Origin of the sequence: Campylobacter sp. CFSAN093238 (assembly GCF_012898015.1) — a bacterium.
GTDB classification, from domain to species: Bacteria; Campylobacterota; Campylobacteria; order Campylobacterales; family Campylobacteraceae; genus Campylobacter_D; species Campylobacter_D jejuni.
In genome coordinates this window covers 727,892-752,895 of sequence record NZ_CP040611.1, presented here as the reverse complement: position 1 = coordinate 752,895, position 25,004 = coordinate 727,892, and the positions used below count along the sequence as shown (strand labels likewise).

At 30.4% G+C, this 25,004-nt stretch carries 21 protein-coding genes, 1 rRNA gene and 1 pseudogene; 9 read left to right on the top strand and 14 right to left on the bottom strand.

The genetic code is table 11. From position 1 onward, the window contains the following. Window positions 1-20 precede the first annotated feature (20 nt). From flgA to FBF21_RS03925, 8 genes are all read left to right on the top strand, one after another. Window positions 21-683: a flagellar basal body P-ring formation chaperone FlgA gene (flgA, locus tag FBF21_RS03960; RefSeq protein WP_002869839.1), complete on the top strand. Its 663-nt coding sequence runs from the start codon at window positions 21-23 to the stop codon at window positions 681-683. Then, window positions 680-1,243 (top strand): UbiX family flavin prenyltransferase, encoded by a 564-nt coding sequence (locus tag FBF21_RS03955; RefSeq protein WP_002860748.1) that lies wholly within the window; start codon window positions 680-682, stop codon window positions 1,241-1,243. The genes flgA and FBF21_RS03955 overlap by 4 nt, the downstream gene beginning before the upstream one ends. Before the next feature lie 39 nt (window positions 1,244-1,282). Continuing rightward, window positions 1,283-1,759 carry a pantetheine-phosphate adenylyltransferase gene (gene coaD, locus FBF21_RS03950; RefSeq protein WP_002852633.1) on the top strand — a complete coding sequence of 159 codons (477 nt, stop codon included), beginning with the start codon at window positions 1,283-1,285 and terminating at the stop codon, window positions 1,757-1,759. Next, window positions 1,750-2,328 (top strand): dTMP kinase, encoded by a 579-nt coding sequence (gene tmk / locus FBF21_RS03945; RefSeq protein ID WP_002852526.1) that lies wholly within the window; start codon window positions 1,750-1,752, stop codon window positions 2,326-2,328. Before coaD ends, tmk begins: the two co-directional genes overlap by 10 nt. Continuing rightward, complete coding sequence (gene hisS / locus FBF21_RS03940; RefSeq protein ID WP_002860747.1) at window positions 2,325-3,551, top strand: histidine--tRNA ligase; 1,227 nt, start codon at window positions 2,325-2,327, stop codon at window positions 3,549-3,551. Before tmk ends, hisS begins: the two co-directional genes overlap by 4 nt. Next, entirely contained in the window at window positions 3,548-5,383 is a 1,836-nt protein-coding gene (speA, locus tag FBF21_RS03935) for a biosynthetic arginine decarboxylase (protein ID WP_010891885.1), read from the top strand. The genes hisS and speA overlap by 4 nt, the downstream gene beginning before the upstream one ends. After that, on the top strand, window positions 5,384-6,022 hold the full coding sequence (gene cysE, locus FBF21_RS03930; protein WP_168985441.1) for a serine O-acetyltransferase: 639 nt from the start codon (window positions 5,384-5,386) through the stop codon (window positions 6,020-6,022). Between the two features lie 172 nt (window positions 6,023-6,194). Further along, window positions 6,195-7,361 carry a pyridoxal phosphate-dependent aminotransferase gene (locus FBF21_RS03925; RefSeq protein ID WP_002876105.1) on the top strand — a complete coding sequence of 389 codons (1,167 nt, stop codon included), beginning with the start codon at window positions 6,195-6,197 and terminating at the stop codon, window positions 7,359-7,361. A gap of 22 nt (window positions 7,362-7,383) precedes the next feature. Here FBF21_RS03925 and FBF21_RS03920 read toward each other — a convergent pair whose 3' ends face one another. The 10 genes from FBF21_RS03920 to cfrA form a co-directional block, all read right to left on the bottom strand. Continuing rightward, complete coding sequence (locus tag FBF21_RS03920; protein WP_002859799.1) at window positions 7,384-7,725, bottom strand: cupin domain-containing protein; 342 nt, start codon at window positions 7,723-7,725, stop codon at window positions 7,384-7,386. A 69-nt stretch (window positions 7,726-7,794) separates the two neighbouring features. Further along, the gene (locus FBF21_RS03915; RefSeq protein ID WP_002876106.1) at window positions 7,795-8,826 is read right to left on the bottom strand and encodes an MBL fold metallo-hydrolase; all 1,032 of its coding nucleotides are present in this window, start codon (window positions 8,824-8,826) and stop codon (window positions 7,795-7,797) included. Between the two features lie 26 nt (window positions 8,827-8,852). Beyond that, complete coding sequence (locus tag FBF21_RS03910; protein ID WP_002913376.1) at window positions 8,853-11,768, bottom strand: DEAD/DEAH box helicase family protein; 2,916 nt, start codon at window positions 11,766-11,768, stop codon at window positions 8,853-8,855. A 2-nt stretch (window positions 11,769-11,770) separates the two neighbouring features. Then, window positions 11,771-12,715 (bottom strand): hypothetical protein, encoded by a 945-nt coding sequence (locus FBF21_RS03905; RefSeq protein ID WP_002882532.1) that lies wholly within the window; start codon window positions 12,713-12,715, stop codon window positions 11,771-11,773. A gap of 10 nt (window positions 12,716-12,725) precedes the next feature. Beyond that, complete coding sequence (locus FBF21_RS03900; protein ID WP_002882530.1) at window positions 12,726-14,003, bottom strand: restriction endonuclease subunit S; 1,278 nt, start codon at window positions 14,001-14,003, stop codon at window positions 12,726-12,728. Beyond that, entirely contained in the window at window positions 14,000-15,910 is a 1,911-nt protein-coding gene (locus FBF21_RS03895; protein ID WP_002913373.1) for an N-6 DNA methylase, read from the bottom strand. The genes FBF21_RS03900 and FBF21_RS03895 overlap by 4 nt, the downstream gene beginning before the upstream one ends. A 132-nt stretch (window positions 15,911-16,042) precedes the next feature. Then, complete coding sequence (gene dnaK, locus FBF21_RS03890) at window positions 16,043-17,914, bottom strand: molecular chaperone DnaK (protein ID WP_002875867.1); 1,872 nt, start codon at window positions 17,912-17,914, stop codon at window positions 16,043-16,045. 22 nt (window positions 17,915-17,936) lie between these two features. Beyond that, entirely contained in the window at window positions 17,937-18,464 is a 528-nt protein-coding gene (grpE, locus tag FBF21_RS03885) for a nucleotide exchange factor GrpE (RefSeq protein ID WP_002914514.1), read from the bottom strand. Continuing rightward, a complete protein-coding gene (locus FBF21_RS03880) occupies window positions 18,461-19,255 on the bottom strand; it encodes an HrcA family transcriptional regulator (protein WP_011049776.1) in 795 nt (264 codons plus the stop codon). Before FBF21_RS03880 ends, grpE begins: the two co-directional genes overlap by 4 nt. Before the next feature lie 300 nt (window positions 19,256-19,555). Further along, a complete protein-coding gene (gene cfrA / locus FBF21_RS03875) occupies window positions 19,556-21,646 on the bottom strand; it encodes a TonB-dependent ferric enterobactin receptor CfrA (RefSeq protein WP_002914513.1) in 2,091 nt (696 codons plus the stop codon). Window positions 21,647-21,970: 324 nt separating this feature from the next. On the opposite strand from cfrA, the gene FBF21_RS03870 reads away from it, so the two are divergent. Beyond that, window positions 21,971-22,654, top strand: a complete 684-nt coding sequence (locus FBF21_RS03870; RefSeq protein WP_002859789.1) for an energy transducer TonB — start codon at window positions 21,971-21,973, stop codon at window positions 22,652-22,654. 91 nt (window positions 22,655-22,745) lie between these two features. Here the strand turns inward: FBF21_RS03870 and FBF21_RS03865 are convergent, their stop codons facing one another. The 4 genes and pseudogenes from FBF21_RS03865 to rrf form a co-directional block, all read right to left on the bottom strand. Then, the gene (locus tag FBF21_RS03865; protein ID WP_002780048.1) at window positions 22,746-23,300 is read right to left on the bottom strand and encodes an RNA-guided endonuclease TnpB family protein; all 555 of its coding nucleotides are present in this window, start codon (window positions 23,298-23,300) and stop codon (window positions 22,746-22,748) included. A 4-nt stretch (window positions 23,301-23,304) separates the two neighbouring features. Beyond that, window positions 23,305-23,556, bottom strand: coding sequence for a hypothetical protein (locus FBF21_RS09175; protein ID WP_002796993.1), 252 nt, complete (start codon window positions 23,554-23,556; stop codon window positions 23,305-23,307). A gap of 428 nt (window positions 23,557-23,984) precedes the next feature. Further along, window positions 23,985-24,079 (bottom strand): annotated as a pseudogene (locus tag FBF21_RS03860) (hypothetical protein). A 589-nt stretch (window positions 24,080-24,668) separates the two neighbouring features. Beyond that, window positions 24,669-24,785 (bottom strand): 5S ribosomal RNA (gene rrf, locus FBF21_RS03855). Window positions 24,786-25,004 lie beyond the last annotated feature (219 nt).

Genomic DNA, 25,004 nt, shown 5'->3' with positions numbered 1-25,004 from the left:
TTATAATTCTTAGGATAAAAATGAAAATTATTTTTTTAACTTTTTTTATTGTGATAAATTATATCCAAGCAGCTAGTTTAGAAGAAATCAAAACAGCACTAGCTAAAGAATTTAGAAATAATTTTCCTAAAATTATAATTTCTCAAATTGATTTAAAAATAACATCATTGCCTAAAGATTTTGATCAATATGAATTTCTAAGAATCGCTAATGGGCGTTTTAATCAAGCACAAGGCTTTTTAAGGGCTGAATTTAAAACTCCGCAAAATATACAAAAAAATGTATTTTTTAGATATTTCATTCAAGCAAATTTAGAAGTTTTAAAAAGCGAACGCGCTATAAAAAGAGGAGATAAACTTGGAGCTTTTGACTATAAAAACGTATTGATTGATTTTGATAAAGTTCCTTTAAATGCCTTAACCTTAGATGATGTAGATAATCTTGTAGCTAAAAGCAATATTAACAAAAACGCCATTTTAAGAGCAAATATGTTTAAAACCACAGCTTTAATACGCCGAAATGATCCTATAATCGGGATTTTAAGCGAAGCAAATGTTGATGTTTTAATCGAACTTGTGGCTTTGCAAAGTGCAAATATGGGCGAAAGGATTCGTGCAAAAAACAAAGAAGGTAAAGTTATGCAAGGCATCGTAGTGGGTAAAAATAGGATGATTATACAATGAAGGTTTTATTAGGAATTTCTGGTTCAAGCAGTGTCAATTTAGGCTTAAAATTATTAAAAAATCTAGAAAACCAATGCGAACTTTATTGCATTTTAACCCAAGGTGCAAAACTTAGCTTCAAAACTGAAAATCAAGCAAATTTAGAAGAAATTTGTCAAGAAAATTTTAAATACACTTATTTTTTAGATGATAAAAATTTAAGTCTAAGTGTAGCAAGTGGATCTTTTGGAATAGAAAAAACCATCATTGCTCCTTGTTCAATTTCAAGTTTAGCAAAAATTCACGCTGGTTTTGCAGACACTCTTTTAATGCGTGCTGCAGCAGTGGCCTTAAAAGAAAGAAAAAAACTTATCTTAGGCGTACGCGAAATGCCTTTTTCTACTTTAAATTTAGAACATATGTTAAAACTTAGCCAAATGGGAGTTATTATCGCCCCTCCTATTATCGCAAGCTATTCTAAAGCAAACAATCTAGAGCAAATGGAAAATTTTATCGCAGGTAAATGGTTAGATCTTTTAGAAATAAAACACAATTTATATGAAAAATGGCAAAATTTTTAGTTTAAATTTGTTATATTTTTAAAAAAAATTGGAGCAAAAATGACTTGTTTATATCCTGGGACTTTTGATCCTATTACCAACGGGCATTTAGATGTTATAAAACGGGCTTTAAAAATTTTTGATGAAGTCATCGTTGCCATAGCAAAAAGTGAACATAAAAAACCTTGCTATGATTTAGAAAAACGCAAAGAACTAGCCCTGCTCGCAACACAAAATTTAAAAAATGTTAAAATCATTGCTTTTGATAATTTACTTGTAGATTTAGCCAAAGAATTAAAAGTTAATACTATAATCCGTGGACTTAGAGCAGTGAGTGATTTTGAATACGAATTGCAAATTGGCTATGCAAATCACGCACTTTGGGAAGATATGGAAACCATTTATCTTATGCCAAGTCTAAAACATGCTTTTATTTCAAGTTCTATTGTGCGTTCTATAGTAGCACATGGGGGTGATGTAAGTTCTCTTGTTCCAAAAGAAATTCTACCTTTTTTAAAGGATCAATCTTGTATGTAGTTTTTGAAGGTATTGACTGCGTAGGAAAAAGTACGCAAATTTCACTTTTAAAAGAAATTTACAAAGATGCCATTTTCACACTCGAACCTGGCGGAACAGAACTTGGAAAACATTTAAGAGAAATTTTACTTAATAAAACTCATCCTATTAACAAAAGAGCTGAACTCTTGCTTTTTTTAGCTGATCGTGCTCAACATTTTGAAGAAATCTTAAAAACCAATCAAAACAAACTCATTATTAGCGATAGAAGTTTTATTTCAGGCATGGCTTATGCCAAAGATTTTGAAAACGATTTGCTTTTTGCTTTAAATAGTTTTGCTTTAGAAAATTTTTTTCCACAAAAAATTATCTTTTTAAAAGGAGATGCAAACCTTATCCAAGAACGCCTCAGTCAAAAAGAACTAGATAGTATAGAAAAACGTGGCATTGAGTATTTTTTAAGTGTACAGGACAAACTCGAAAAAGTGCTTCATTTTTTAAAAGAAAAAATTTCTGTAGAAATTTTAACACTTGACGCAAAAGAAAGTAAAGAAAAATTACACCAACAAATAAAGGAATTTTTACAATGATTAACGCTTTAAAAGGAATGAAAGATTTATTAGATAAAGATGCATATTATTATGAAAAAGTGATTAAAACCTGCGAAGAAGTAGCTAAAAACTATGGCTTTACTTTTATCAATACACCGCATTTAGAACTTTGCACCCTTTTTAAAAGAAGCGTAGGAGAAAGTTCTGATATAGTAGGTAAAGAAATGTATGAATTTATCGATAAAGGCGAAAATCATGTTTGCATGCGTCCTGAAGGAACTGCTGGGGTGGTGCGTGCCTATATAGAAAAAAAACTCGATAAAAACACTAGTGTGAAAAGATGGTTTTATCATGGTTCTATGTTTCGTTATGAAAGACCTCAAAAGGGTCGCTTAAGAGAATTTCATCAATTTGGAGTTGAAAGCCTTGGCATACCTAATGTTTATGAAGATGCAAGCATTATTTTAATGCTAGTAGAAATTTTCTCACGCCTTGGTATTGATTTTAAACTTCAACTTAATTCTTTAGGCTGCTTACAATGCTTGCCAAAATACCGCGATAGGCTCGTTGAATTCTTAGATTCCAAAGAAGGTTTTTGTGAAGATTGTTTGCGTAGAAAAAATTTAAATCCTATTCGTGTCTTAGATTGTAAAAATGAGCATTGTCAAAATTTGCTTGAAAATGCTCCGCTTTTGATCAATAATTTATGCACCTCTTGCCAAAAAGACTTTGAAACACTGCAACAAATTTTAAAGGATAATGGAGTTAAATTTGAGTTAGATTCAAAACTTGTGAGGGGTTTGGATTATTATTCTAAAACGGCTTTTGAATTTATAAGCGATGAAATAGGAGCAAAGGCTGCTATCGCAGGTGGAGGACGCTACGATAGACTTATAGAGTATTTAGGTGGAAAAAGTGGCTATGGTATAGGTTTTGCCATGGGTATAGAAAGAATTATAACTATTTTAGAACAAAAAGAAGAAAAGATTCAAAGAGAAGGAATTTATCTTTGTGCTATGGATGAAATTTATATCCAAAAACTTTTGCATATCGCTACAAATTTAAGAAAAGAATATAAAGTACTTTTAAGCTATGAAGCAAGAAAACTAGCCAAACATCTTGAAAACGCGGATAAAAATAATACTGAAATTTTTCTTTGCATGGGAGAAAATGAAGCACAAAATGAAAGTTTGTTTTATAAAAATTTAGCAAAAAAAGAAGAAAAAATGATTAAAATTTCAGACTTAAAGAAGGTTTTATGATGGATTATGGTATTGATATTTGGGGAAATGAAAATTTCATTATCAAAAATGGTAAAGTTTGTATCAATTACGAGAAAAAACCTGCTATTATTGATATAGTTAAAGAATTAAGAGATGATGGATACAAGGGACCTTTACTTTTAAGATTTCCTCATCTTATCCAAAAACAAATTGAAAATATTTACGGAAATTTCAATAAAGCAAGAAAGGAATTTGGCTATAAAGGAGGATTTAACGCTGTTTATCCTTTAAAGGTCAATCAATACCCTGGTTTTGTAAAAAATCTTGTAAAACTTGGAAAAGACTATAACTATGGACTTGAAGCAGGTTCTAAGGCAGAGCTTTTACTCGCTATGGCTTATAATAACGAAGGCGCACCTATTACCGTAAATGGCTTTAAAGATAGAGAACTTATCAACATAGGCTTTATCGCAGCTGAAATGGGACATAATATCACTTTAACCATAGAAGGACTTAATGAACTTGAAGCTATCATAGACATAGCTAAAGAACGCTTTAAACCTAAACCAAATATAGGCTTACGTGTACGTTTGCATTCTGCTGGAGTTGGAATTTGGGCAAAAAGCGGTGGGATTAATTCTAAATTTGGACTTACATCCACTGAACTCATAGAAGCGGTAAATTTACTCAAAGAAAACAAACTTTTAGAACAATTTACCATGATTCACTTTCATCTAGGCTCACAAATTACCGAAATTCACCCCTTGAAAAAAGCCTTAAATGAAGCAGGAAATATCTATACAGAACTTAGAAAAATGGGAGCTAAAAATCTAAAAGCTATCAATCTTGGTGGCGGTTTAGCTGTGGAATACTCACAATTTAAAAATGAAAAAAGTAGAAATTACACCCTAAGAGAATACGCTAACGATGTAGTTTTTATCCTAAAAAACATAGCCGAACAAAAAAAAGATTTAGAGCCTGATATTTTCATAGAAAGTGGACGTTTTGTAGCAGCTAATCACGCTGTTTTAATCGCTCCTGTATTAGAACTTTTTTCTCAAGAATACGCAGAAAACAAACTCATACTTAAAAAACAAAATCCAAAACTTATCGATGAGCTTTATGATCTTTATAAAAGTATAAAACCTTCCAATGCTTTAGAATACTTGCACGATAGCATAGATCATTTAGAGAGTATTTTAACTCTTTTTGATTTGGGCTATGTGGATTTACAAGATCGTTCCAATGCTGAAATTTTAACTCATTTGATTACAAAAAAAGCCATCTTGCTTTTAGGCGATAAGCAAAATCCTGCGGATTTACTTGCCATACAAGATGAAGTGCAAGAAAGGTATTTGGTAAATTTTTCGCTCTTTCAAAGCATGCCTGATTTTTGGGGTTTAGAACAGAATTTCCCCATCATGCCACTTGATCGCTTAGATGAAGAACCGACACGAAGTGCAAGTATTTGGGATATAACCTGCGATAGCGATGGAGAAATTTCATACTCTAAAGATAAACCTTTATTTTTGCACGATGTAGATGTAGAAAAAGAAAATTATTTTCTAGGGTTTTTTCTTGTAGGTGCCTATCAAGAAGTACTTGGAATGAAACACAATCTTTTTACTCATCCTACTGAAGCTATTATAAGCATCAATGAAAAAGGCTATGAAGTCGAGGGGATTATAGAAGCGCAATCTATACTTGATACCTTAGAAGATTTAGACTATGATATACACGCTATCATGGATATACTTAATGAACGCATAAGTAATTCTAAGCTTGTAAATGATAAGCAAAAAAAGCATATTTTAGGCGAACTTTATCTTTTCTTAAATGATAATGGTTATTTAAAAAGCATAGGAGTTTAGATGAATTTTTGGGGTATTATAAAAGAAGATTTTTCTCAGCCAAAGGCACAAGATCCAGCTTTTAATTCTTGTATAGAACTTTTTTTTAATTACCCTGGAATGTGGGCTATAGTAAATTACCGCTTTGCACACTTTTTTTACATAAGAAATTTTAAACGCATTGCCAGAATAATTAGCGGAATTTCACAATTTCTAACTGGGGTAGATTTACACCCTGGCGCAGAACTTGGAAGGCGTGTTTTTATAGATCATGCCAATGGAGTGGTTATAGGCCAAACAGCAATTATAGAAGATGATGTTTTAATTTATCAAGGCGTTACTTTAGGTGGAACAAGTCTTGAAAAAGGTACTAAACGCCATCCAACCATAAAAAAAGGAGTGATCATAGGTTCAGGTGCAAAAGTACTTGGCAATATCACCATAGGAGAAAATGCCAAAATAGGCTCAAATGCTGTAGTGGTTAAGGATGTAGGTGCAAATTTAACTGCTGTTGGAATTCCTGCTTATATTATTGAAGAGCGTAAAAATAAAAATATTAGAGCCATAGATGCAAATTGCGATGACAAACTAGAAAAGCTAGAAAAGAAAATTTTAAAACTTGAAAATCTTATATTAAAACAACATGAATCACAAAAATAATAATTTTTTATAATACATAAAATTATATGTATTATTATGCGTATTAATTTTTCCTAAAAAATTAATACAAATTTTCACATTTATTAAAATTTATAACTCATTTTTAAATTAAATTTATTGTAAAAATGCAATTTTCTGCTAAAATTAAACAAAAACTATTAAGGATTGAAAAATGCTTACAAAAAGATCTCAAGTTTTAGAAGAATCTATCACTTTAGCCATCACTGCACTTGCCAATGAACTTAAAGCTAAAGGCGAGGATATCATTAGTTTTTCAGCGGGCGAACCTGATTTTGACACACCACAAACTATCAAAAATGCCGCTATAAGTGCTATTGAAAAAGGATGTGGAAAATACACTGCTATTGCGGGAATTCCTGAAGTATTAAAAGCTATTCAAACCAAATTTAAAAAAGATAATAATCTTGATTATGAAACAAATGAAATCATCAGCAATGTAGGTGCAAAACACTCTCTTTTTGAATGTATAGAATGCTTAGTAGAAAAAGATGATGAAGTCATTATCCCTAGTCCTTACTGGGTAAGCTATCCTGAAATGGTAAAATTTGCAGGTGGAAAACCTGTATTTATAGAAGGCTTAGAAGAAAATGGCTTTAAAATTACCGCTGAACAATTAAAAAAAGCTATCACAGCTAAAACCAAGGTTTTAATGTTAAATTCTCCTTCAAATCCTGTGGGATCGATTTATTCTAAAGAAGAATTAACTCAAATTGCTAAAGTTTTAGAAGGAACGCAAATCACTGTTTTAAGTGATGAAATGTATGAAAAACTTCGCTATGATGGTTTTGATTTTGTAGCTTTTGCAAGTGTAAGCAAAGATGCTTTAAAACGCACTGTGACCATTAACGGACTTAGCAAATGTGGAGCTATGCCAGGATGGCGTTTTGGCTATATGGCAAGCAAAAATAAAGCCCTAATTTCAGCCGTTAAAAGACTTCAAGGACAAAGCACTTCAAATATTTGCTCCATCACTCAACATGCAGCCATTCCTGCTTTAAATGGAGAATGTGATAAAGATATAGAAAAAATGCGTCAAGCCTTTGAAAAACGCCGTAACTTAGCCTTAGACATACTTAAACAAATCCCAAATATCAGTGTTTATAAACCAGAAGGTGCTTTTTATCTTTTTGTAAATATACAAAAAATAGAAAAAGATTCTATGAAATTTTGCCAAAAATTGCTTGAACAAGAAAAAGTTGCCGTTGTTCCAGGTATAGGTTTTGGAATGGATGGATATTTTAGGCTTTCTTATGCCACAAGCGATGAGCTTATCAAAAAAGGTTTAGAAAGAATAGCAAATTTCATTGCTTCTTATTAAGCCCTAAAGCCTTAAAATTACTTTAAGGCTTTTTAAGCACAGCATTTACCCTTTGAACACTATCTGATTTATTTAAACTCAATCTTATTATAGAATTTTCCAATCCACCTAAAGAATGCGCTACATTTGCCTCTAGGCTTATCATATCTAAAACATTTAATTCAAATTTTTCCTTTTCCACTTCAAACCAAATTTTACCGCTTAAAACTTGAACATGTATAGCAAAAGGAGCTTTATGCTCTTTCATCACGCTATCTTTAGCTAATAAAATTTGAATTTCTTTACCTTTTTCATTGTCAATTAAAACATTGATTTTCACTTCTTTTGGGCTAAATTCTGCTCCATTCCATTGAATGATTTTCACAAAATCTCCTTTTTTAGTTTTATAAAACTATAGCAAAAGCCAAAATATAAATTATAAACTTGTGTTAATTTATTCTTCTTTCCACCAAAAATCCTGTTTAAATTTAGCTCCTACTTCATAAGCCTCGCCCATTTTTGGTGTGATAAGGGGTAAATCTAAATTTTCATAAAGAAATTTTACCACCTCATTCCACGCATGAGTTCCTGCTAAAAATCTCCCCCAATGTATAGGCATGACAGCTTTTGCATTAAGATCTTTTGCTTCTTTTAAAATTTGCTCAGGAAAAGAGTGTGAATATGGCCAGGCGATATTAAATTGTCCGCTTTCAAGACAAGCTAAGTCAAAATCTCCAAAATACTCAGCTATTTTTTTAAAATGCGTAAAATACCCTCCATCTGCGCTAAAAAACACTCTCTTATCTACACTTAAAAATTCCATCACAAAAGAAGCCCAAAGGGTTTTGTTTTTACCATCTCCCCTACTTGAACTGTGCTGTGCAGGTGTTGCAATGATTTTTAAATCACCAAATTCTATTCCACTCCACCAATCAAGCTCTATGATTTTTTTCTCGCTCACCCCATAGCTTTTTAGATAATTTCCCACTTTTAAAGGTGTGATAAAAAATCGTGCTTTTTCTTTTAAAGCTTTTACACTCTTAGCATCTAAATGATCAAAATGCGAATGCGTGATAATCACAGCAAAAATTTCATTAAAATCATTTATATTATAAACAGGAGCATTTTTAAAAGCCTTGTTGATAAAAGAAATGGGCGAAGCATGAGTGTTAAAAATAGGATCAATCAAAATTTTATACTCTTTAAAACTTATAAAAAGCGAAGAATGGCCAAGCCAAGTAATATGTGGGGTGCTAAAATCACTCAAATCAGGCTTAAAAAAAGGTAATTTAAAAGAAGGAATGGCATTTTTAGGATAAAGATAATAATACCTCAAAATTTCTTTAAAAGACACTTTAGGAGTTATAAGACTTTGCTCATTTTCATTAAGAAAAATTTCATATTTTTTACCCTGCACTTTTTTAGCTTTTAATCTTTCATTATTTGAAATATCAAAGGTTTTAAAAAAATCTACACTCACAAACATTTATCCTTTTTTGACAATTTTATACTTTAAAAATCATTACAAACCATATTAAACATGGTATTTGCTATCTTGTCTTTAAATTCTATATTTTGATTAAATTGTTTAAAAAGTTCTAAATTTAACTCCAAGATATCTTGAATTTTATCTTTTAAAAGCGCATCAAACTCGATACGAGAATTTTGTATATCGGATTTGCTAAAAGTTTCACGTATTCTTTCATTTTTTGCTATATCATCTTTTATATCATATAAGATTTTAGCAATTTTATCGCTTTCATTAAAGTCTATATTTGCGTATTTGTTATTAAAATCTTTGATGATGTTTGAAAGTTCTTCTAATTCAGCTTCAACACTTTTGCTCGAACCATCTGCAAACGAAGGCTTTAGCTCTCCATTTCCTTGTAAAACGATGTCTTGTGTTTTATCAAGTTGCAAGCGATAACTATCAAAATCCACATTATCTAAAATTCCTTTAGCTAAATCCTCTGATTTAGGCAAGATGATCTTACTAGCAAGTTTTTTAAGTAATATATAGAGTTTTTCAAGCTCTATGTCTTCATAAGGCAATATTTGTGCAAGAAAAGAATACTCTTTAAGATAAGTTTTTGCTTTATTATAAAAATCTAATTTTTCATCATCACTTTTTTGATTAAATCTATCTAGCATTATGTCCAATTTTGCATGAATGATATTTTCTTTTTCTTTTCTTAAAATAGCATTTGCAAAATCATCTATTTCTTCTTGGGTATAAATTTCATACTCATTTAGATTTGCCTTTAAATCAAAAATTCTATTATCATCTGTGGCTTCACTTAAATAAGTTTGCTCATAAAACACACTAAAAGATTTTGCTATATCTTCATGAGTATTTACAAAATCTAGCACAAAAGTGTTTTCTTTGTTTTTGCAAGTTCGGTTTAGTCTTGATAGAGTTTGTACTGCACTTACCCCACTTAATGCTTTATCCACATACATAGTATGTAATAATGGCTCATCAAATCCGGTTTGGTATTTTTCCGCAACGATTAAAAAACGATACTCATCTTTTTTAAACTCATCTTTTAAAACATTTTCCGCAAAACCATTTAAAGCACTTTCGCTATAAATTTCACCTTCTAAATTTACTTCACCTGAAAAAGCTACAATGGCTTTAAAATGTGGATAATTTTTTCTTAAATATTCCCTAAAAACAAGATAATACTTCACAGCATTCTCTCTTGAACTTGTTACGATCATAGCTTTTGCTTTACCTTTTATCTTTTTAAAGCTGTTTTGGAAAAAATGCTCGCACATGATTTGTGATTTTTGCTCGATTGTTCTGATATTGTTTTGCACATAAGCTTTTAGTTTTGCGTTGGCTCTTTTTTTATCGTATTTTGGATTATCATTTGTACAAGATATGATTTTATAATAACTTTTATAGGTTGTATAACCTTTTAGTACATCAAGTATAAATCCTTCTTCTATGGCTTGTTTCATCGAGTAAAGATGAAAAGGGATAAACCTTTGTTCTCCATTAACATCACAAGGCATACCAAACATTTCTAAGGTTTTTGGCTTAGGCGTAGCGGTAAATGCAAAATAAGAAGCATTACTTTGGAGTTTTTTATTTTTTATGATTTCTAAAATTTCATCATCTAAATTTTGACTTTCATCGCCGCTTTTATCCCTTATGGCTTCTGCCATTTTTTGAGCATTGCTTCCGCTTTGACTTGAATGAGCTTCATCGATAATGATAGCAAAAGTTTTGCTTTTTAAAGTTTTGATTTCATCTAAAATAAAAGGAAATTTTTGTATGGTTGTGATGATGATTTTCTTACCTTCTTCTAAAGCATTTTTAAGCTGTTTGCTTCCATGAGTGATAACTTCTACTAAATTTTTTGTCTGCGAAAAGGATTTTACATTTTCTCTTATTTGACTATCAAGCACTTTTCTATCGGTTACTACGATGATAGAATCAAAGATATTTTTTTCAAGTCTATGCAAGCTTACGAGATTATGTGCAAGCCAAGATATAGAATTACTCTTGCCACTTCCTGCACTATGCTGGATCAAGTAGCGTTGCCCTGTGCCGTTTTCTTTTGCATGGGCGAGTAGCTTTTCTACTACATCGAATTGATGGTATCTAGGAAATATGATGATTTCTTCATTTTTCTTTTTTACAACTTGCACAAAATTAAAAAATAAATTTAGCAAAGTATCTTTTTTAAAGATTTTCTCCCACAAATAAGCTGTTTTTATACCATCACTTGAAGGATTACCTGCTCCATTTGCTAAGCCTATTTTGCCACTACCATTATTTAAACCAAGGTTAAAAGGTAAAAATGTAGTCGCATCTTGATCTAATTTCGTACTCATGTAACAAAGATCATGATCTAGCGCAAAATGCACTATCGTATAGTTAAATATAGCTTCTTTTGGGTTTCTGTCTTTTTTATACTGCTTTATAGCGTGAAAGACATTTTGTCCTGTGAAATGGTTTTTAAGCTCTATGGTGATAAGAGGCAAGCCATTTAAAAAGATCACTATATCAAGGGAGTTTTTATTTTGCGTGCTATAGTGAAGCTGGCGTATGATAGAAAGGCTGTTTTGCTCGTATTTTTTCACGCTTTCTTCGTTTGCATTGGTATTTGGCTTGGCAAAGGCTAGGTAAATTTTGATGCCTTTGATCTCTACATAGCCTTGCAAGGCTTTAACTATGCCTTTGGTTTTAATCTGCGAGAAAATACGATCAAAAAGTTCTTTTTTATAGTTTTGTCCGCAACGCTTTTTAAGCTCTTCAAGTGCTACACTTTGCGTAGCTTGTAAAAAATTTTCAAAAAGCTCTACATCTAAACATAAATTTTTATCGTAATTTTCATTTGTTCTTTTGATATAGGCATGGTTTTCTAACAAGTAAGACTCTATGAAATTTTCTAAATCTTTTTCTTGGTAGTTAGTCATTGTTAGTCCTTAGTATCTTTTGTGAAATCAAATAAAGTTGGTTCTAAACTTTCTTCTTTTTGTTTTCTTCTTTTCTGGCCAAATTTTGTAATTTTAGAAATATCATTAGCTTGTATACTATAAACTTTTTTTACTCTATATGATGTTTTAATTTCTTCTCCATAATCATCAAAAGTTTTACTGATTTCCAATTGACAATTAATAGTCGTTCCATTAATAAAATTATATTCTTGCCTAATGACAGCATTTTTAAAACCACTATCACCCATACTAAAATCAATTTTTTCTCCATTATAAATACCCCTCCATTTATATTTACCTTCTTTTAATACAGGTGATATGATTTCTATTTCAGCTTCTTCAATGGTTTCTATATCTTTATTCTCTTCAATAATAAAAGATTTAAATTGTTCTCGTTCAATAATTAATTCATTTGAATTGTTAAATTGATATCCTATTTTTTTAATTTTTTCATAATTTTCTACTTTTTTATAAAAATTTGATAATAATCTATATATTTTATGATTTTCTTCTATTTTTTTAATATATTCATTTTGAGTTTTTTTATTTTTTAATTCTTCTTCTTTTAATTTCAAATCAAGTTCTTTTAGCTTAAGCTCAAGATCTTTTAATTTCAAATCTGCATTTTGTAACTTATTTTGTTCTGTTAAGTAAAAAGTTAAAATATTATTTACGGCCGGAGCAAAATAACATAAAGCGGACCCTATTAAACATATTATTATATTTTCCTTTAGCCCACCTTCTTCTCTTGCTTGACTTTCAAGTTTAATTTTAATATCTAAAATATTTCCTATTTCATTAATAAAATTTAAAAAATCTTTTTCCATAGCATTACGAACAAAAGCATTCATTGAATGAGAGTTATCATCAAAATAATAATGAATTTGAAAATTTTGTTTTATATATTCTAAATTATTTTCTTCCATATTTCTCCTTTTATAAATCAATCCTACCACAAACCGCTTGGTTTATGAGTGTGGTTTTGTATTCTTTTATGAGTTTTATTTGTTTTTTGGTTTTTTCTATAATTTTATCTATTTTAGAAATTTCAGAATCTAAAAATTGTGCGATTTGCTCTTGTTCTTTTAGGGGTGGAAAAGATATAATAAAATTTTTAATATCGTCTTGTGAAATTTGCCCAATTCCATTTGAAGCAGAAAAACTAGCAATAGATTTTCTTAACATATTTGTTTGAAAAATCCAATAAAAATAATCATTAAATTGACTTTTGATAATTGCTGTAAAAGCTCCAAAAGAAAAATATCCATCTTGAATTTTTGCTGTTTTTCCTAAAAGATTTTCACTACCATTTCTGACGCACATTAATAAATCTCCACTGGAGATAATTTGTTTTTTTCCAATTTGTTTAGACTTTATATAAATTAAATCTTGATAATCTATTTTTCCATTTTGAATATTATTGGCACGCAAAACTGGATATCCTTCATCAGGATTTTCAATAATATCATCTGGAGTATAAACCAATCCTATGTTTGTAAAAGCTACATATTTAAGCTTCACAATCCTCCAATGTTGTGGAATTTCTCCAAGCCATTCTATGCCACTATCTTTGAAATTTATATTTTTATCAAGTCCTTTTGTGATAGTTTCATTTATCAGGGCTTGTTTTTGTTCTTTTAAAAGTGTGATGAGTTTTTCTTTTTTCTCTATGAAATTTGCTATTTTTTTGCATTTTTCATCTAAAAAATTTGCAATTTGCTCTTGCTCTTTTAGTGGTGGAAGTGGAATTTTAAATTCCCCTATTTCTTTGGTTGAAATATTTGGTTGTGCAGATCCATTACAAGCAAGCTCAATAAGTAATGAAAATCCTCTAGTTAAAAAATAATATTTTACAAGTTTTAATTTACTTCTAACAATGGCAACTCTTTGATTGATATAAGCTTTATTATCAGTATCACAAAATGCTATTTTTCCTGTGGTTGCTCCACTTAAAGCAATTAAAATATCATTATTACTAATTAAAAATTGTTTCAATTTTTCTTTTTCTTTTGTTTTTAGGCAATTGTCATATAAAATTTTTTCCTTTTGCATATCTCCGATACGAATCACAGGAATTTCAAAAATTGGATTAAAATCAAAGTTTTCAAAAGCATATCCATTTACAAAAGTTACTATCTTGTTGATTTTCACCACTTCCCAATGCTCCGGAATTTCCCCAAGCCATTCTATGCCACTCTCTTTGAAATTTTTCATTGCACAATCTCTCTTAAAAGATCTTGCACTTCTTTTTCTAGCTTTTCTAATTCGTTATTTATCTCTTCTAGCTTTCTTGGTGGTGTGTAGGTATAAAAATATTTGCTAAAAAGTATTTCATAGCCCACACTTACACTCTCCCACGCTATCCAAGAGTTTGCTACATAAGGCTTTACTTCTGTGTCATAATAGCCTTGTATATTTGTTTTGAGTGGAATTTTTTCAGTATTGTTAGTTTTATCGCTATCAATGATGAGATTTTCTTCGCTTTTTTTGAGCTTTACGCCTAAAAATTTGATAAATTCTTCTCTGTTTTTAAAGTCTTGTGGATTTTGTTCTAATTCTTGTAATTTTTCTAAGATTTTATCTTTGTCTTTTAGTTTTGCAAATTTTTCATCATCTTTTAAAGCTTCTATGCTTTTTGGTTTTTCTATGATGATTTTAATATAGCCAAAGTCTTCATTATCCAAAATCTTGCAATCTTTATTACTTGCATTTTCTAAAAATAATTTAGTGATTTTTTCTATATGTTCTTTAGTCATTTCATTTTGTTTAGAGCCTAAAGACTTTTTCATTTTTGAAAAATATTCTTCATTTGTAGTGTTTATAAGCTGGACTTTGCCTTTTTTGTGTTCTGACTTTTTGTTGGTGATGATCCATATAAAAGTGGGAATTCCTGTATTATAAAACATATTAGTAGGTAGGGCGACTATAGCTTCAAGATAGTCGTTTTCTATGATATGCTTTCTTATAGCTACCATACCGCTATCTGAGTTAAAAAGTGAGCTTCCATTATGCACGCTTGCGATACGAGAACCCAAAGGGGTGTCAAATTTCATCTTGCTAAGCATATTAAGCAAAAACATCATTTGTCCATCGCTTTTGCTTGTAATGCCTACACTAAATCTTGGATCATTACAAGTTGAATTTGAACCTTTCTTTTCCACGCCTAGAATTTTTTGATCATTTTCCCAAGACTTACCATAAGGTGGATTGCTAAGCATGAAATCAAATTGTAAGTTTTGTTGATCATTGCTTAAGGTAGAACCAAATTTTATGCGCTCTGGATTTTCGCCTTTTATCAGCATATCTGCTTTGCATATAGCATAAGTTTCAGGGTTGATTTCTTGTCCGTAAAGATAAATATTTGCCTTTGACTGTATAAGTCCTTCAGGATCTGTGATGAATTCTTTTGATTCTGTTAGCATACCACCACTTCCACAAGCATTATCATAAATAAGCCATGTTCCTTGTTTGATCTGCTCTTTTACAGGCAAAAATACAAGATGAGTCATAAGCTCTATAATCTCTCTTGGGGTAAAGTGCTCTCCGGCTTCTTCATTATTTTCTTCGTTAAATTTACGGATAAGCTCTTCAAAAACATACCCCATGCCAAGATTACTCAAGCCTTTATGGATAACATTACCTTTTTCATCTAAAATATCTTCTATACCGAAATTTACCTTAGGCGAGCAAAATCTTTCTATAACACCAAAAAGTATATTGGATTCTTCTAGGGTATCGAGTTGGTTTTTGAATTTAAATTTTAAAATGATATCTTTGATATTTTCACTAAAACAATCAAGATAATTTTCAAAATTTATTCTTATGTTTTTTGGATCGTTTAGAAGGGTTTGTAGATTAAATCGAGAATAATTAAAAAAGCCTAGTTTATTCCCTTGTTTTCCACCTAGCAAAGATTCTAAATTTTCAAATTCATCTTTATAGGTATTGTAGGTTTTAAGAACTTTATCTTTTGTAGGCTCTAAAACCGCATCAACTCTTCTTATGATTGTCATGGGTAAGATAACATCGCGGTATTTGCCCTTTACATAAACATCACGAAGCAAATCATCTGCCACACTCCATATAAAGTTGACAATGGGCTGGAATTGGCTTTGTTCCATAATGTGTTCCTTATATTTTTATTAATAATATATTATATAAAATCACTACTAAAAAATTTTTAAAAATTAAATAAGATAAAATAGAATTGAGTTCAAGCCTTTTAACAAGGCTTGAATGAAGATTTTAGAAGATTACTCAACTTCAGCGTCGATTACATCGTCATCTTTTTTCTTTTTATCATTTGCTGTGTTTGGCTCATCTTTTTTATACATATTTTCAGCTAACTTATGAGAAACTTCACTTAAAGCTTTCATTTTACCTTCAATCTCTTCTTTGCTTGCATTTTGATTTTTCAAGGTCTCACGCAAATCATCAAGAGCCTTTTGGATATTTTCTTTATCAGCAGCGGCAACTTTTTCACCCAACTCACTTAAAGATTTTTCTACTTGATGAGCCAAGCTATCAGCTGCATTTCTAGCATCTACAGCTTCTTTGCGTTTTTTATCTTCTTCTTTGTGAAGTTCAGCATCTTTTACCATGTTGTTAATTTCTTCTTCGCTAAGTCCGCTCGAACCTGTGATTTTGATCTCTTGAGCCTTACCTGTTGCTTTATCTTTTGCACTAACAGTTAAAATACCATTTGCATCGATATCAAAAGTAACTTCGATTTGTGGCATACCGCGTGGTGCTGGTGGAATTCCTTCAAGGTTGAAATTTCCTAAAGATTTATTATCACGACTAAATTCTCTTTCCCCTTGTAAAACATTGATAGTTACAGCACTTTGATTATCTTCAGCGGTTGAGAAAACTTGCTCTTTTTTAGTTGGAATAGTTGTACCTTTTTCGATAATCTTAGTCATTACCCCGCCTAGAGTTTCTATACCCAAAGAGAGCGGAGTAACATCAAGTAAAAGCACATCTTTTACATCACCTTTTATAACCGCACCTTGAATCGCCGCACCGATAGCCACAACTTCATCAGGATTTACAGACTTATTAAGATCTTTATTAAAGGCTTTTTTCACTTCTTCTTGCACTAAAGGAACACGAGTAGAGCCCCCTACCATAACGATTTCTTTGATCTCATCTTTTTTAAGCCCTGCATCGCTTACTACTTCATTGATTTTAGTGATGGTTTCAGCCACTAAAGAATCAATCATACCTTCAAATTTAGCTCTAGTAAGTTTTTTAACCAAATGTTTTGGCCCACTTGCATCTGCTGTGATAAATGGTAAATTAATTTCAGTTTCATTAGCTGAGCTTAATTCTTTTTTAGCATTTTCTGCTGCTTCTTTCAAGCGTTGCAAAGCCATAACATCATTTTTAAGATCTATGCCTGTTTCATCTTTAAATTCATTAGCTAGAAAATCTATAAGTTTATTATCAAAATCATCACCACCTAAGAAAGCGTTACCACCTGTTGCTAAAACTTCTACTACATTATCGCCAGTTTCAAGCACAGTAACGTCAAAAGTTCCCCCACCTAGATCATAAACCACAATTTTTTCACTATCTTTTTTATCAAGTCCGTAAGCTAGAGCTGCTGAAGTAGGTTCATTGATAATTCTTAATACATTAAGTCCTGCTATCGTTCCCGCTTCTTTTGTCGCTTTTCTTTGCGCATCGTTAAAATAAGCAGGCACAGTAATCACCGCATCTACAACACTTTCACCCAAAAAAGCTTCTGCATCTTCTTTTAATTTCATCAAAACTTTTGCTGAAATTTCTTGTGGGGTGTAAATTTTACCTGCGATTTCTATTGCGCACGCACCATTTCTTTCGGTGATGTGGTAAGGAAGTCTATTTTTAGCTTCTTTAGCCGCATCTTCATTGATCATTAAACCCATAATTCTTTTGATAGAATAAATGGTTTTTTCAGGGTTGGTTACCGCTTGGCGTTTTGCACTATCGCCTACTAAAACTTCGCCTTTATCTGTAAAAGCTACCACTGAAGGAGTTGTGTTTTTTCCTTCTTTGTTTGGGATTACTTTGCTCTCGCCGCGTTCATACACAGCAACACAAGAATTGGTTGTTCCTAAATCTATACCTATAACTTTACTCATTTTTTTATCCTTTTATTAAAATTTATTTTGCTACACTAACTTTGGTTGGGCGGATCACGCGATCGGCTATTTTATAACCTTTTTGAAGCACTTGAACCACTTCACCACTTTGATGGTTTTCACTATCTACATGAAACATTGCTTCGTGTAAATTAGGATCAAACTCTTTTTCATTTTTGATAAGAGCCACCCCATGTTTTTCAAGTTTCTTAAGAAATAAATCTAAAGTATTTTGCACTCCTTCTTTGATTTTTAAGCTAATTTCATCTTGGCATTCGACATTAACAGCAGCTTCTAAAGCATCTAAAACATCGAGCAAATCCTTAGCAAAGCTTTCATTTGCATAAGCCATAGCGCTTAACTTTTCTTTTTCCATTCTTTTTTTAATATTTTCAAATTCAGCGTTTGCACGCATATATTTATCTTTTAATTCCTCTAATTCTTTTTGTAATTCATTTGTTTCGTTTTTTTCATTATCTTGCAAATCATCCTGCAAATTTTCAGAATTTTGTGCATTTTCATTTTCAATTTCTTGCTTTTGTTCGCTCATGCCGCCTCCTTTATGTATTGTAATATCTTTTTATAATCCGTATAAACACTACCTGCTAAGATAATATTTACATCTTCGCCCAAAAACTGCGCATCTACCTTAAGCCCCATAAAACCTTCTTTAAATAAAGGTTCAAATTCAAGACTTTCTTTAAAATGACGGTGAATTTGACAATCTAAGAGCTTAACAAATTCATCATTTTGATAAATTTGATAAGCTCTTTCTTCATTGCTTCTATAGCAAATCAAATTTTGTCTTAAGCTAGCTATTTTTTCTACAAGATCTATAAAATGAACTCTCAAAGCTATTTTTTCTATACTAGAAAGATCAAGCCCTATAAGACTTTGTAAAAAATTCCACGCTTCTTTTTCGTATTTTAAAACCAGCTCTTCATCTTCAAAATCAAGCACTATAAATTTAGTATTAAGATCTAGTACTTCTTTAAGTACTAAACTTCTACCTCCATAAACAAGACAATAAATTTCAAATTCTTTACTTAACTCTTTCAAAAAGCTTTCGTTTTTGATATGGATATTTTTATCTTGTTCTTTTTCCCAAAAACTTTGCCAATAATTTTGCATCGTTAAAATAGTAGGAATTCTACCACTACTTATATGAAGCTGAGTGATCAAACCCTCATCGCTAAGTCTTTTAAGATAAACGCGTATAGTCGAAGCAGGTATACAAAGGTTTGAATTTAATTCATTAGAACCAATAGGTGCATTATCCAAAAGATAAGTTTGGATAATAGACTCTAAAATCAAATCCTTTTTATCTCGACTTTTCATCATGTTTTCCTTTATATCTAGCACTCTATTTTTTGATTGCTAGATATATTATACAACATTGAGTGTTATTTTGTCAAGTATAAATATAAAAAAATATACTTAATTTTATTTAGTCTATATAACTAAAGTTTTATTAGTTACTTTTTTATAAGGATAGGATATATTTCAATATTGGTAAACAGGGTGATAATTAGATAAGAAATTTTAAATAGATTCGATAATTTAACTTTTTTAAAAGCACAAGATGCTATAAACAAAAAACCAAAGAAGCCTTTACAAGCTCTTTGGCTTTTCTATCAAAGCTTAAAAACTACCATTAATGGAAATATATATTCTTCTTCCTTCTTCTATGCGATTGTAAGTATTGACCCAAGTAGTAGTACTGCTATTTTGATAAGATTCCCAACCATCTGTAAAACTTTTGTTAAAAAGATTATAAATAGCTGCGTTGATACTCCATTGCTTATTGATATCATAACGCACACCCATAGAAGCTAAAAAGATATCCTTATAATATTCCCTATTTATATTAGTATCACCCATATAGCGATCTATTTGCCATTCGCCTTTTATCCAAGGGGTAATTTTATTATAGAAGCTGTATTCAGTTTTCAACATAATATTATGTTTTAAACTATCCTGCTCAGGTTTACCTATCACACTTTTATCTTGTGCTTCTTTAACCTCACTATCAAGATAAGTATAAGCAAAATTTACATTTAAATTATCAAGAGGGCTTATCCCTGCTCCAAGCTCTACACCTTTGTACTCAACCTTACCATGATTGATCGCTCTAAAACATCTATCAGCATTACAAGTACCAATTCCTGGAATCATATTATTTTTGTCATATCTTTGGGTTGAAATTTTATCTTTAAAATTTGTTAAAAAACCTGTCGCAGAAACATAAAACAAATCATTATTGTAAATAGCTGCTATTTCATAATTTAAAGATGTCTCTTCTTTTAAATCAGGATTTCCATATATAGGGAATCTACCTTGACCACTATAATTATAAGCTCCATTTATCAAACGATTTGCATAAGGAGTCCTAAAACCCGTAGATACACCGCCTTTTAAAGTAAGTTCATCAGTAGGATTATAAACCAGATAAGCTCTTGGCGAAATATTATTTCCAAAAATTTCATGATGATTGTATCTTGCTCCAAAAGTCAATCTTAAGTTATCTTTTATGCTGTACTCATCCTCTGCAAATATTGCCAATAAATACTGATCAAAATTGGTCGGATTAGCTATTTTATCTTGCATTTTTTCAAGCCTATATTCACCACCTGCGCTTAAAATATGATTCTGTCCTAAAGGAATGACAGATTTTGTATCTAAGATAATATCTTCTGCGACTATATCTCTATTTTCTCCCAAAAATGGCTGCGTTGCTTGTCCTACAACTTCGCGACCATTATTGCTTACTCTATTGTATTGCAAAGTCGAGGTAATAGAAAAATTTTCATAAACACCCTCATGACTTAAGTAAGTCACAAATTTATCAACTTCCATAATATCTGCATAACCACCCGTTAAGCTACCTTGTGTACTACCTGGACTTGTGATGGTTCCTAATTGACCTTGTTTATTGTCGTAATGATTTCTTGAAAAATCTATATCAAATATAAAAGTATTATAATCATTAGCTAAATAACTAATTCTTGTTCCTATGTTAAAATTATTTGCCTTTGTAGGACTTTGAGCTTGATCCCCTTGAACTCTTTGCCCGCTTCCATTTGTAAATTCAACATTAGATTGCTGTCTATAAAATTCTCTAAAACGAAGCGTTAGACCTAATTTATCATTCATCAAAGGACCACTAGAATAAATACTTGTTCCATAAGTATTGCCCCAATCTTTATTTTCATTTAAAAGAGCGTCCAAGCTTACAGAAGTTTCCCATTTATCACTTACTTTTTTGGTAATGATATTTACCACCCCGCCTAAAGCTTCGGAGCCATATAAAGTACTCATAGGACCTTTTATAACTTCTATTCTTTCTATGCTAGAAATTGGAGGCAATAAAGAATTTGAAATTTCATTAAAGCCATTAGGACCAACTTCCCCACCAATACCCTGACGGCGTCCATCAATCAAAACCAAAGTATATCCCGTAATACCTCTCATAGTAATATTATAAGAACCTGTTTTTCCCTTGCTAGCATATAAATCAACGCCTGGGATATCTGCGATAGCCTCTGCAACATCTCTATAAGGCTTACTTTGTAATTCTTTTTTACTGATAACATTGATAGTAGCAGGAGCTTCTTTAATATCTTGAGTAAAGCCAGAAGCACTAACGATTGAGCTATCTAGTTCTACATTTTGCGATATGGCATTGGAGCTTAAGAGACCAATGGCGCAAACTGATAGACATATTTTTTTCATTTTTCTCCTTTTGTTAAATATTGATTTAGAAATCAAAATATTATGATAATAATTATTAATTTAAGATAAATTTTGTATCAATTGTGATAATTAGTATTAATTAAAAATTTATTTTTTCTTGCTATAATTCTTAAAAATATAAGTTTTTTTAGAGAAGTAAATAGCAAAAATTAAATATCTTTTAGATACAAGCTTGATTATTTGATTGTTATTTTTCTCTGTGAAATTTGTTTCAAAATTTATCTTTTTAAACAATTTATCATAGAATGTGTTTAAGAAATAAAGATATTTAAATCAAAAAATAAAATCATAACGGAGTAAAAGATGAAAACATTTATAAGCAATCATAAAAACCAATCTTCTTTTATCACTTTATTTGTTTTTACACCTTTATTTTTTGTTTTTCTTTATTCTAAAGATTTTTTACACATACAACCCAATGAAACTATTAAAGAAAATAAATTTAATATGGCAATCAAACATTTTGTACAAAATTCCTCCGATATGAAACCGACACAACCTACACAAACTATACAAGAGCCTTCGAATGTGCAACCCAAAGAACCTGTGCAAGAAATAAAAAAAATAAAACCGAGAAAAGAAAAACCTATCGCTAAACCTAAAAAAATAATCCCTCCAGCAAATGCAAAGGCAATAAGTCAACCCAAAAAAGATACAAACATGCAGCAACAAACTCCACAAGCCAGCTCTTACCAAAGCGTATCTTTAACTAGTAATAGTGAGCTTTTAAAAGAAATAAAATCAGCAATCGATGAAGCCCTAATCTACCCTAGACAAGCTAGAAAAATGCGTATGAGTGGGGAGGTTCTTGTAGAATTTACCTGGACAAAAGAAAAGAAATTAGAAAATTTAAAAATACTTAAGCCTTCAAAATATGATTTTCTAAATAAAAGTGCTTTAGAAACTATACGCATAGCTTCTAAAAAATTTCCACAATATGAAAAAACTTTTCATATAAAAATACCATTGGTATATAAATTAAGCTAAATCTTTCACAATATACTCTATTTTTAATACAAATCACTCCAGCTTTGCTAACGCTTAGAAGTAGAAGCTTCCTAGCTAAAGCTAACTAGTATTAGCTAATTCGAAAGGCTTTGAGTTTATAGTCCTCAAGGCTAATTCCTAACCCAAACGACTTTAATCCACGCTTTAAGATATTATTTGCAGCATTAATATCTCTATGTAAAGTATTGCCACATTTTTCACAAAGATACACTCTATCTTTAAACATAAGATTTTTTTTGATATTTCCACATACACTACAAGTTTTGCTTGTATATTGTGGATTGACTTTTATAAAGAATTTGCCATTATGCTTTGCTTTATACTCTAGATATTGAGAGAATTGATAGAATGAAGTATTAAGAATAGATTTATTTAAACCACTTTTAGCTTTTATATTCTTTAATTTAGCTCTTTTACACATATTCTTAATTTGCAAATCTTCAACTGCTAGCAAGTCAAATTCTTGTATGAGTTTTGAAGTTATCTTGTGATAACTATCCTTTTTGATATTTGAACTTTTTTCATAGATTTTATTTAATTTTAATTGTGTTTTTTTGAAATTATGGCTTAACTTTGTTTTCTCCTTTTTTGTTTTTAATATTCTCCTGCTTTGTTTTCTTTGCAATCTTTTAATATTCAGCTCTACTAAGTAGCTTTAATAACTCTCCACTGCTTAAGGTAATCTCATTGATATTTAAATCAATGTCAACTGCTTTTTTAATATCAAAATCTTTGCTAGATATTAAAGAAACATTTGATTCATCATAAATGATACTAAAAGCTAAATAGTATTTATTGTGATTTTTGATAATAGTGATTTGATTAAACTTATAAGTATTTGGTAAATCTCTGTGATAACGCATTTTAAAAAATGTATTCATAAGTCTAAATATCTTAAACTTAGTAGTATCACTATCTTTGATTTTGTAGGCTTGATTATTCCAATTAAAGCTTTGCTTTGCAAATTTAGAGTTTTTAAATTTGGGAAAGCCTTTTTTTTATCTCTAATTGCTTGCTCTAAGGCACGAGAAGATTAATCCTTGCTTGTTGGGTTACAACACTTTTATAGCTTAATTCTCTTGCTTTTATAAGGCTAGTTTTATTGATTATCTATCTTACTTGCCTTTAAATAACTCCTATCTTTTTTATCTAAATTCTTATTTTTATCCCACTGCTCTTGCTGTAAATTTAAACAAATATTATAGGCTTGATATAGATGAAACATTGATGATTAATAAGCTTTTGTTGTTCTTTGTTTAGGTAGAATTCTATATTTAAAACCTTTGGTTATTTGCATTGCTTTGTTCCATTAGGGCTTTTTTTCTTTTTGGTTATATATTTTTTCTTAGGGTAATTATCTTCTATGCCTTGATTTTCTGCATATTTTTTAAGAGTTTCTAGCATTATTCCGCATAGGTATTCTATAAAAATACTGATTATGTCAAATACCTAACTAGAGCCGTACAACTAACACTGTAAGCAATTCATCTCCCACTTAAGAAGTGAGAGTTTTATTGAATAAAAAAAGATAAATTTAAAGCAAGTAATCTTTTTTTAGACAACACTAAACCCTTGCATGTATTTACAGCAATATTTATTTCATCATAAACAACCCCCAACCCATAAAACCTCAATAAACACTATAAAATAAACTTGAGTGATTAAAAATCCAACCCAATTATTGAATAAACCCAACCTACATAATAAAATATAAACTAGACATATAAAGAACAATTGACACATAAAAATAGATTGAATAAATAAACCTATACAAGTAAACATAAAAGATTAATTATTGATACAAAAGATTCAATAAATAAAAAGAATAATTGAGATATAAAAACATATAAACTAAGCAACTCAAACAACCATTAAATTAACCCAAGCTAATTAAACCTATAAACATAAAAAAATAATTAAATATAAAAACAACGATTGACATATAAAAACTAAGATTTTAAATCTATAAGAATAAGATAAAGCAGAATTAACAAGTCCGCAATGAGCTACTTTCCCCCTGCCAGTAAGGCGTAGTATCATCACCCACGATGTGCTTAGCTTCTTGGTTCGGGATGGAGCAAGGCGTTTCCACATCTGTATAATCACGGACATTGTTATTTAAATATTCTTTGAAAGATTGAATTTAAGAATAAAACTTAATCTTTTATTCTCTTTCTTCTTTTCTTATCTTTTATCTTTGATAAGTTTTTATATAAAATACTTAAAAAACAATGTTAAGAGCAAGTTCTAATACAAACTTTACTTGAAAGATTTCTATTAAACTCTAAATATTATCTATATTCAAAGTCTTCTTAAAAACCTTAACAAG

Bases quoted from the DNA above. Each gene is read 5' to 3' on its own strand.
- flgA (WP_002869839.1), top strand. From the start codon at position 21: ATGAAAATTATTTTTTTAACTTTTTTTATTGTGATAAATTATATCCAA.
- FBF21_RS03955 (WP_002860748.1), top strand. From the start codon at position 680: ATGAAGGTTTTATTAGGAATTTCTGGTTCAAGCAGTGTCAATTTAGGC.
- coaD (WP_002852633.1), top strand. From the start codon at position 1,283: ATGACTTGTTTATATCCTGGGACTTTTGATCCTATTACCAACGGGCAT.
- hisS (WP_002860747.1), top strand. From the start codon at position 2,325: ATGATTAACGCTTTAAAAGGAATGAAAGATTTATTAGATAAAGATGCA.
- speA (WP_010891885.1), top strand. From the start codon at position 3,548: ATGATGGATTATGGTATTGATATTTGGGGAAATGAAAATTTCATTATC.
- cysE (WP_168985441.1), top strand. From the start codon at position 5,384: ATGAATTTTTGGGGTATTATAAAAGAAGATTTTTCTCAGCCAAAGGCA.
- FBF21_RS03925 (WP_002876105.1), top strand. From the start codon at position 6,195: ATGCTTACAAAAAGATCTCAAGTTTTAGAAGAATCTATCACTTTAGCC.
- FBF21_RS03915 (WP_002876106.1), bottom strand. From the start codon at position 8,826: ATGTTTGTGAGTGTAGATTTTTTTAAAACCTTTGATATTTCAAATAAT.
- FBF21_RS03910 (WP_002913376.1), bottom strand. From the start codon at position 11,768: ATGACTAACTACCAAGAAAAAGATTTAGAAAATTTCATAGAGTCTTAC.
- FBF21_RS03905 (WP_002882532.1), bottom strand. From the start codon at position 12,715: ATGGAAGAAAATAATTTAGAATATATAAAACAAAATTTTCAAATTCAT.
- FBF21_RS03900 (WP_002882530.1), bottom strand. From the start codon at position 14,003: ATGAAAAATTTCAAAGAGAGTGGCATAGAATGGCTTGGGGAAATTCCG.
- FBF21_RS03895 (WP_002913373.1), bottom strand. From the start codon at position 15,910: ATGGAACAAAGCCAATTCCAGCCCATTGTCAACTTTATATGGAGTGTG.
- dnaK (WP_002875867.1), bottom strand. From the start codon at position 17,914: ATGAGTAAAGTTATAGGTATAGATTTAGGAACAACCAATTCTTGTGTT.
- grpE (WP_002914514.1), bottom strand. From the start codon at position 18,464: ATGAGCGAACAAAAGCAAGAAATTGAAAATGAAAATGCACAAAATTCT.
- FBF21_RS03880 (WP_011049776.1), bottom strand. From the start codon at position 19,255: ATGATGAAAAGTCGAGATAAAAAGGATTTGATTTTAGAGTCTATTATC.
- cfrA (WP_002914513.1), bottom strand. From the start codon at position 21,646: ATGAAAAAAATATGTCTATCAGTTTGCGCCATTGGTCTCTTAAGCTCC.
- FBF21_RS03870 (WP_002859789.1), top strand. From the start codon at position 21,971: ATGAAAACATTTATAAGCAATCATAAAAACCAATCTTCTTTTATCACT.
- FBF21_RS09175 (WP_002796993.1), bottom strand. From the start codon at position 23,556: ATGAATACATTTTTTAAAATGCGTTATCACAGAGATTTACCAAATACT.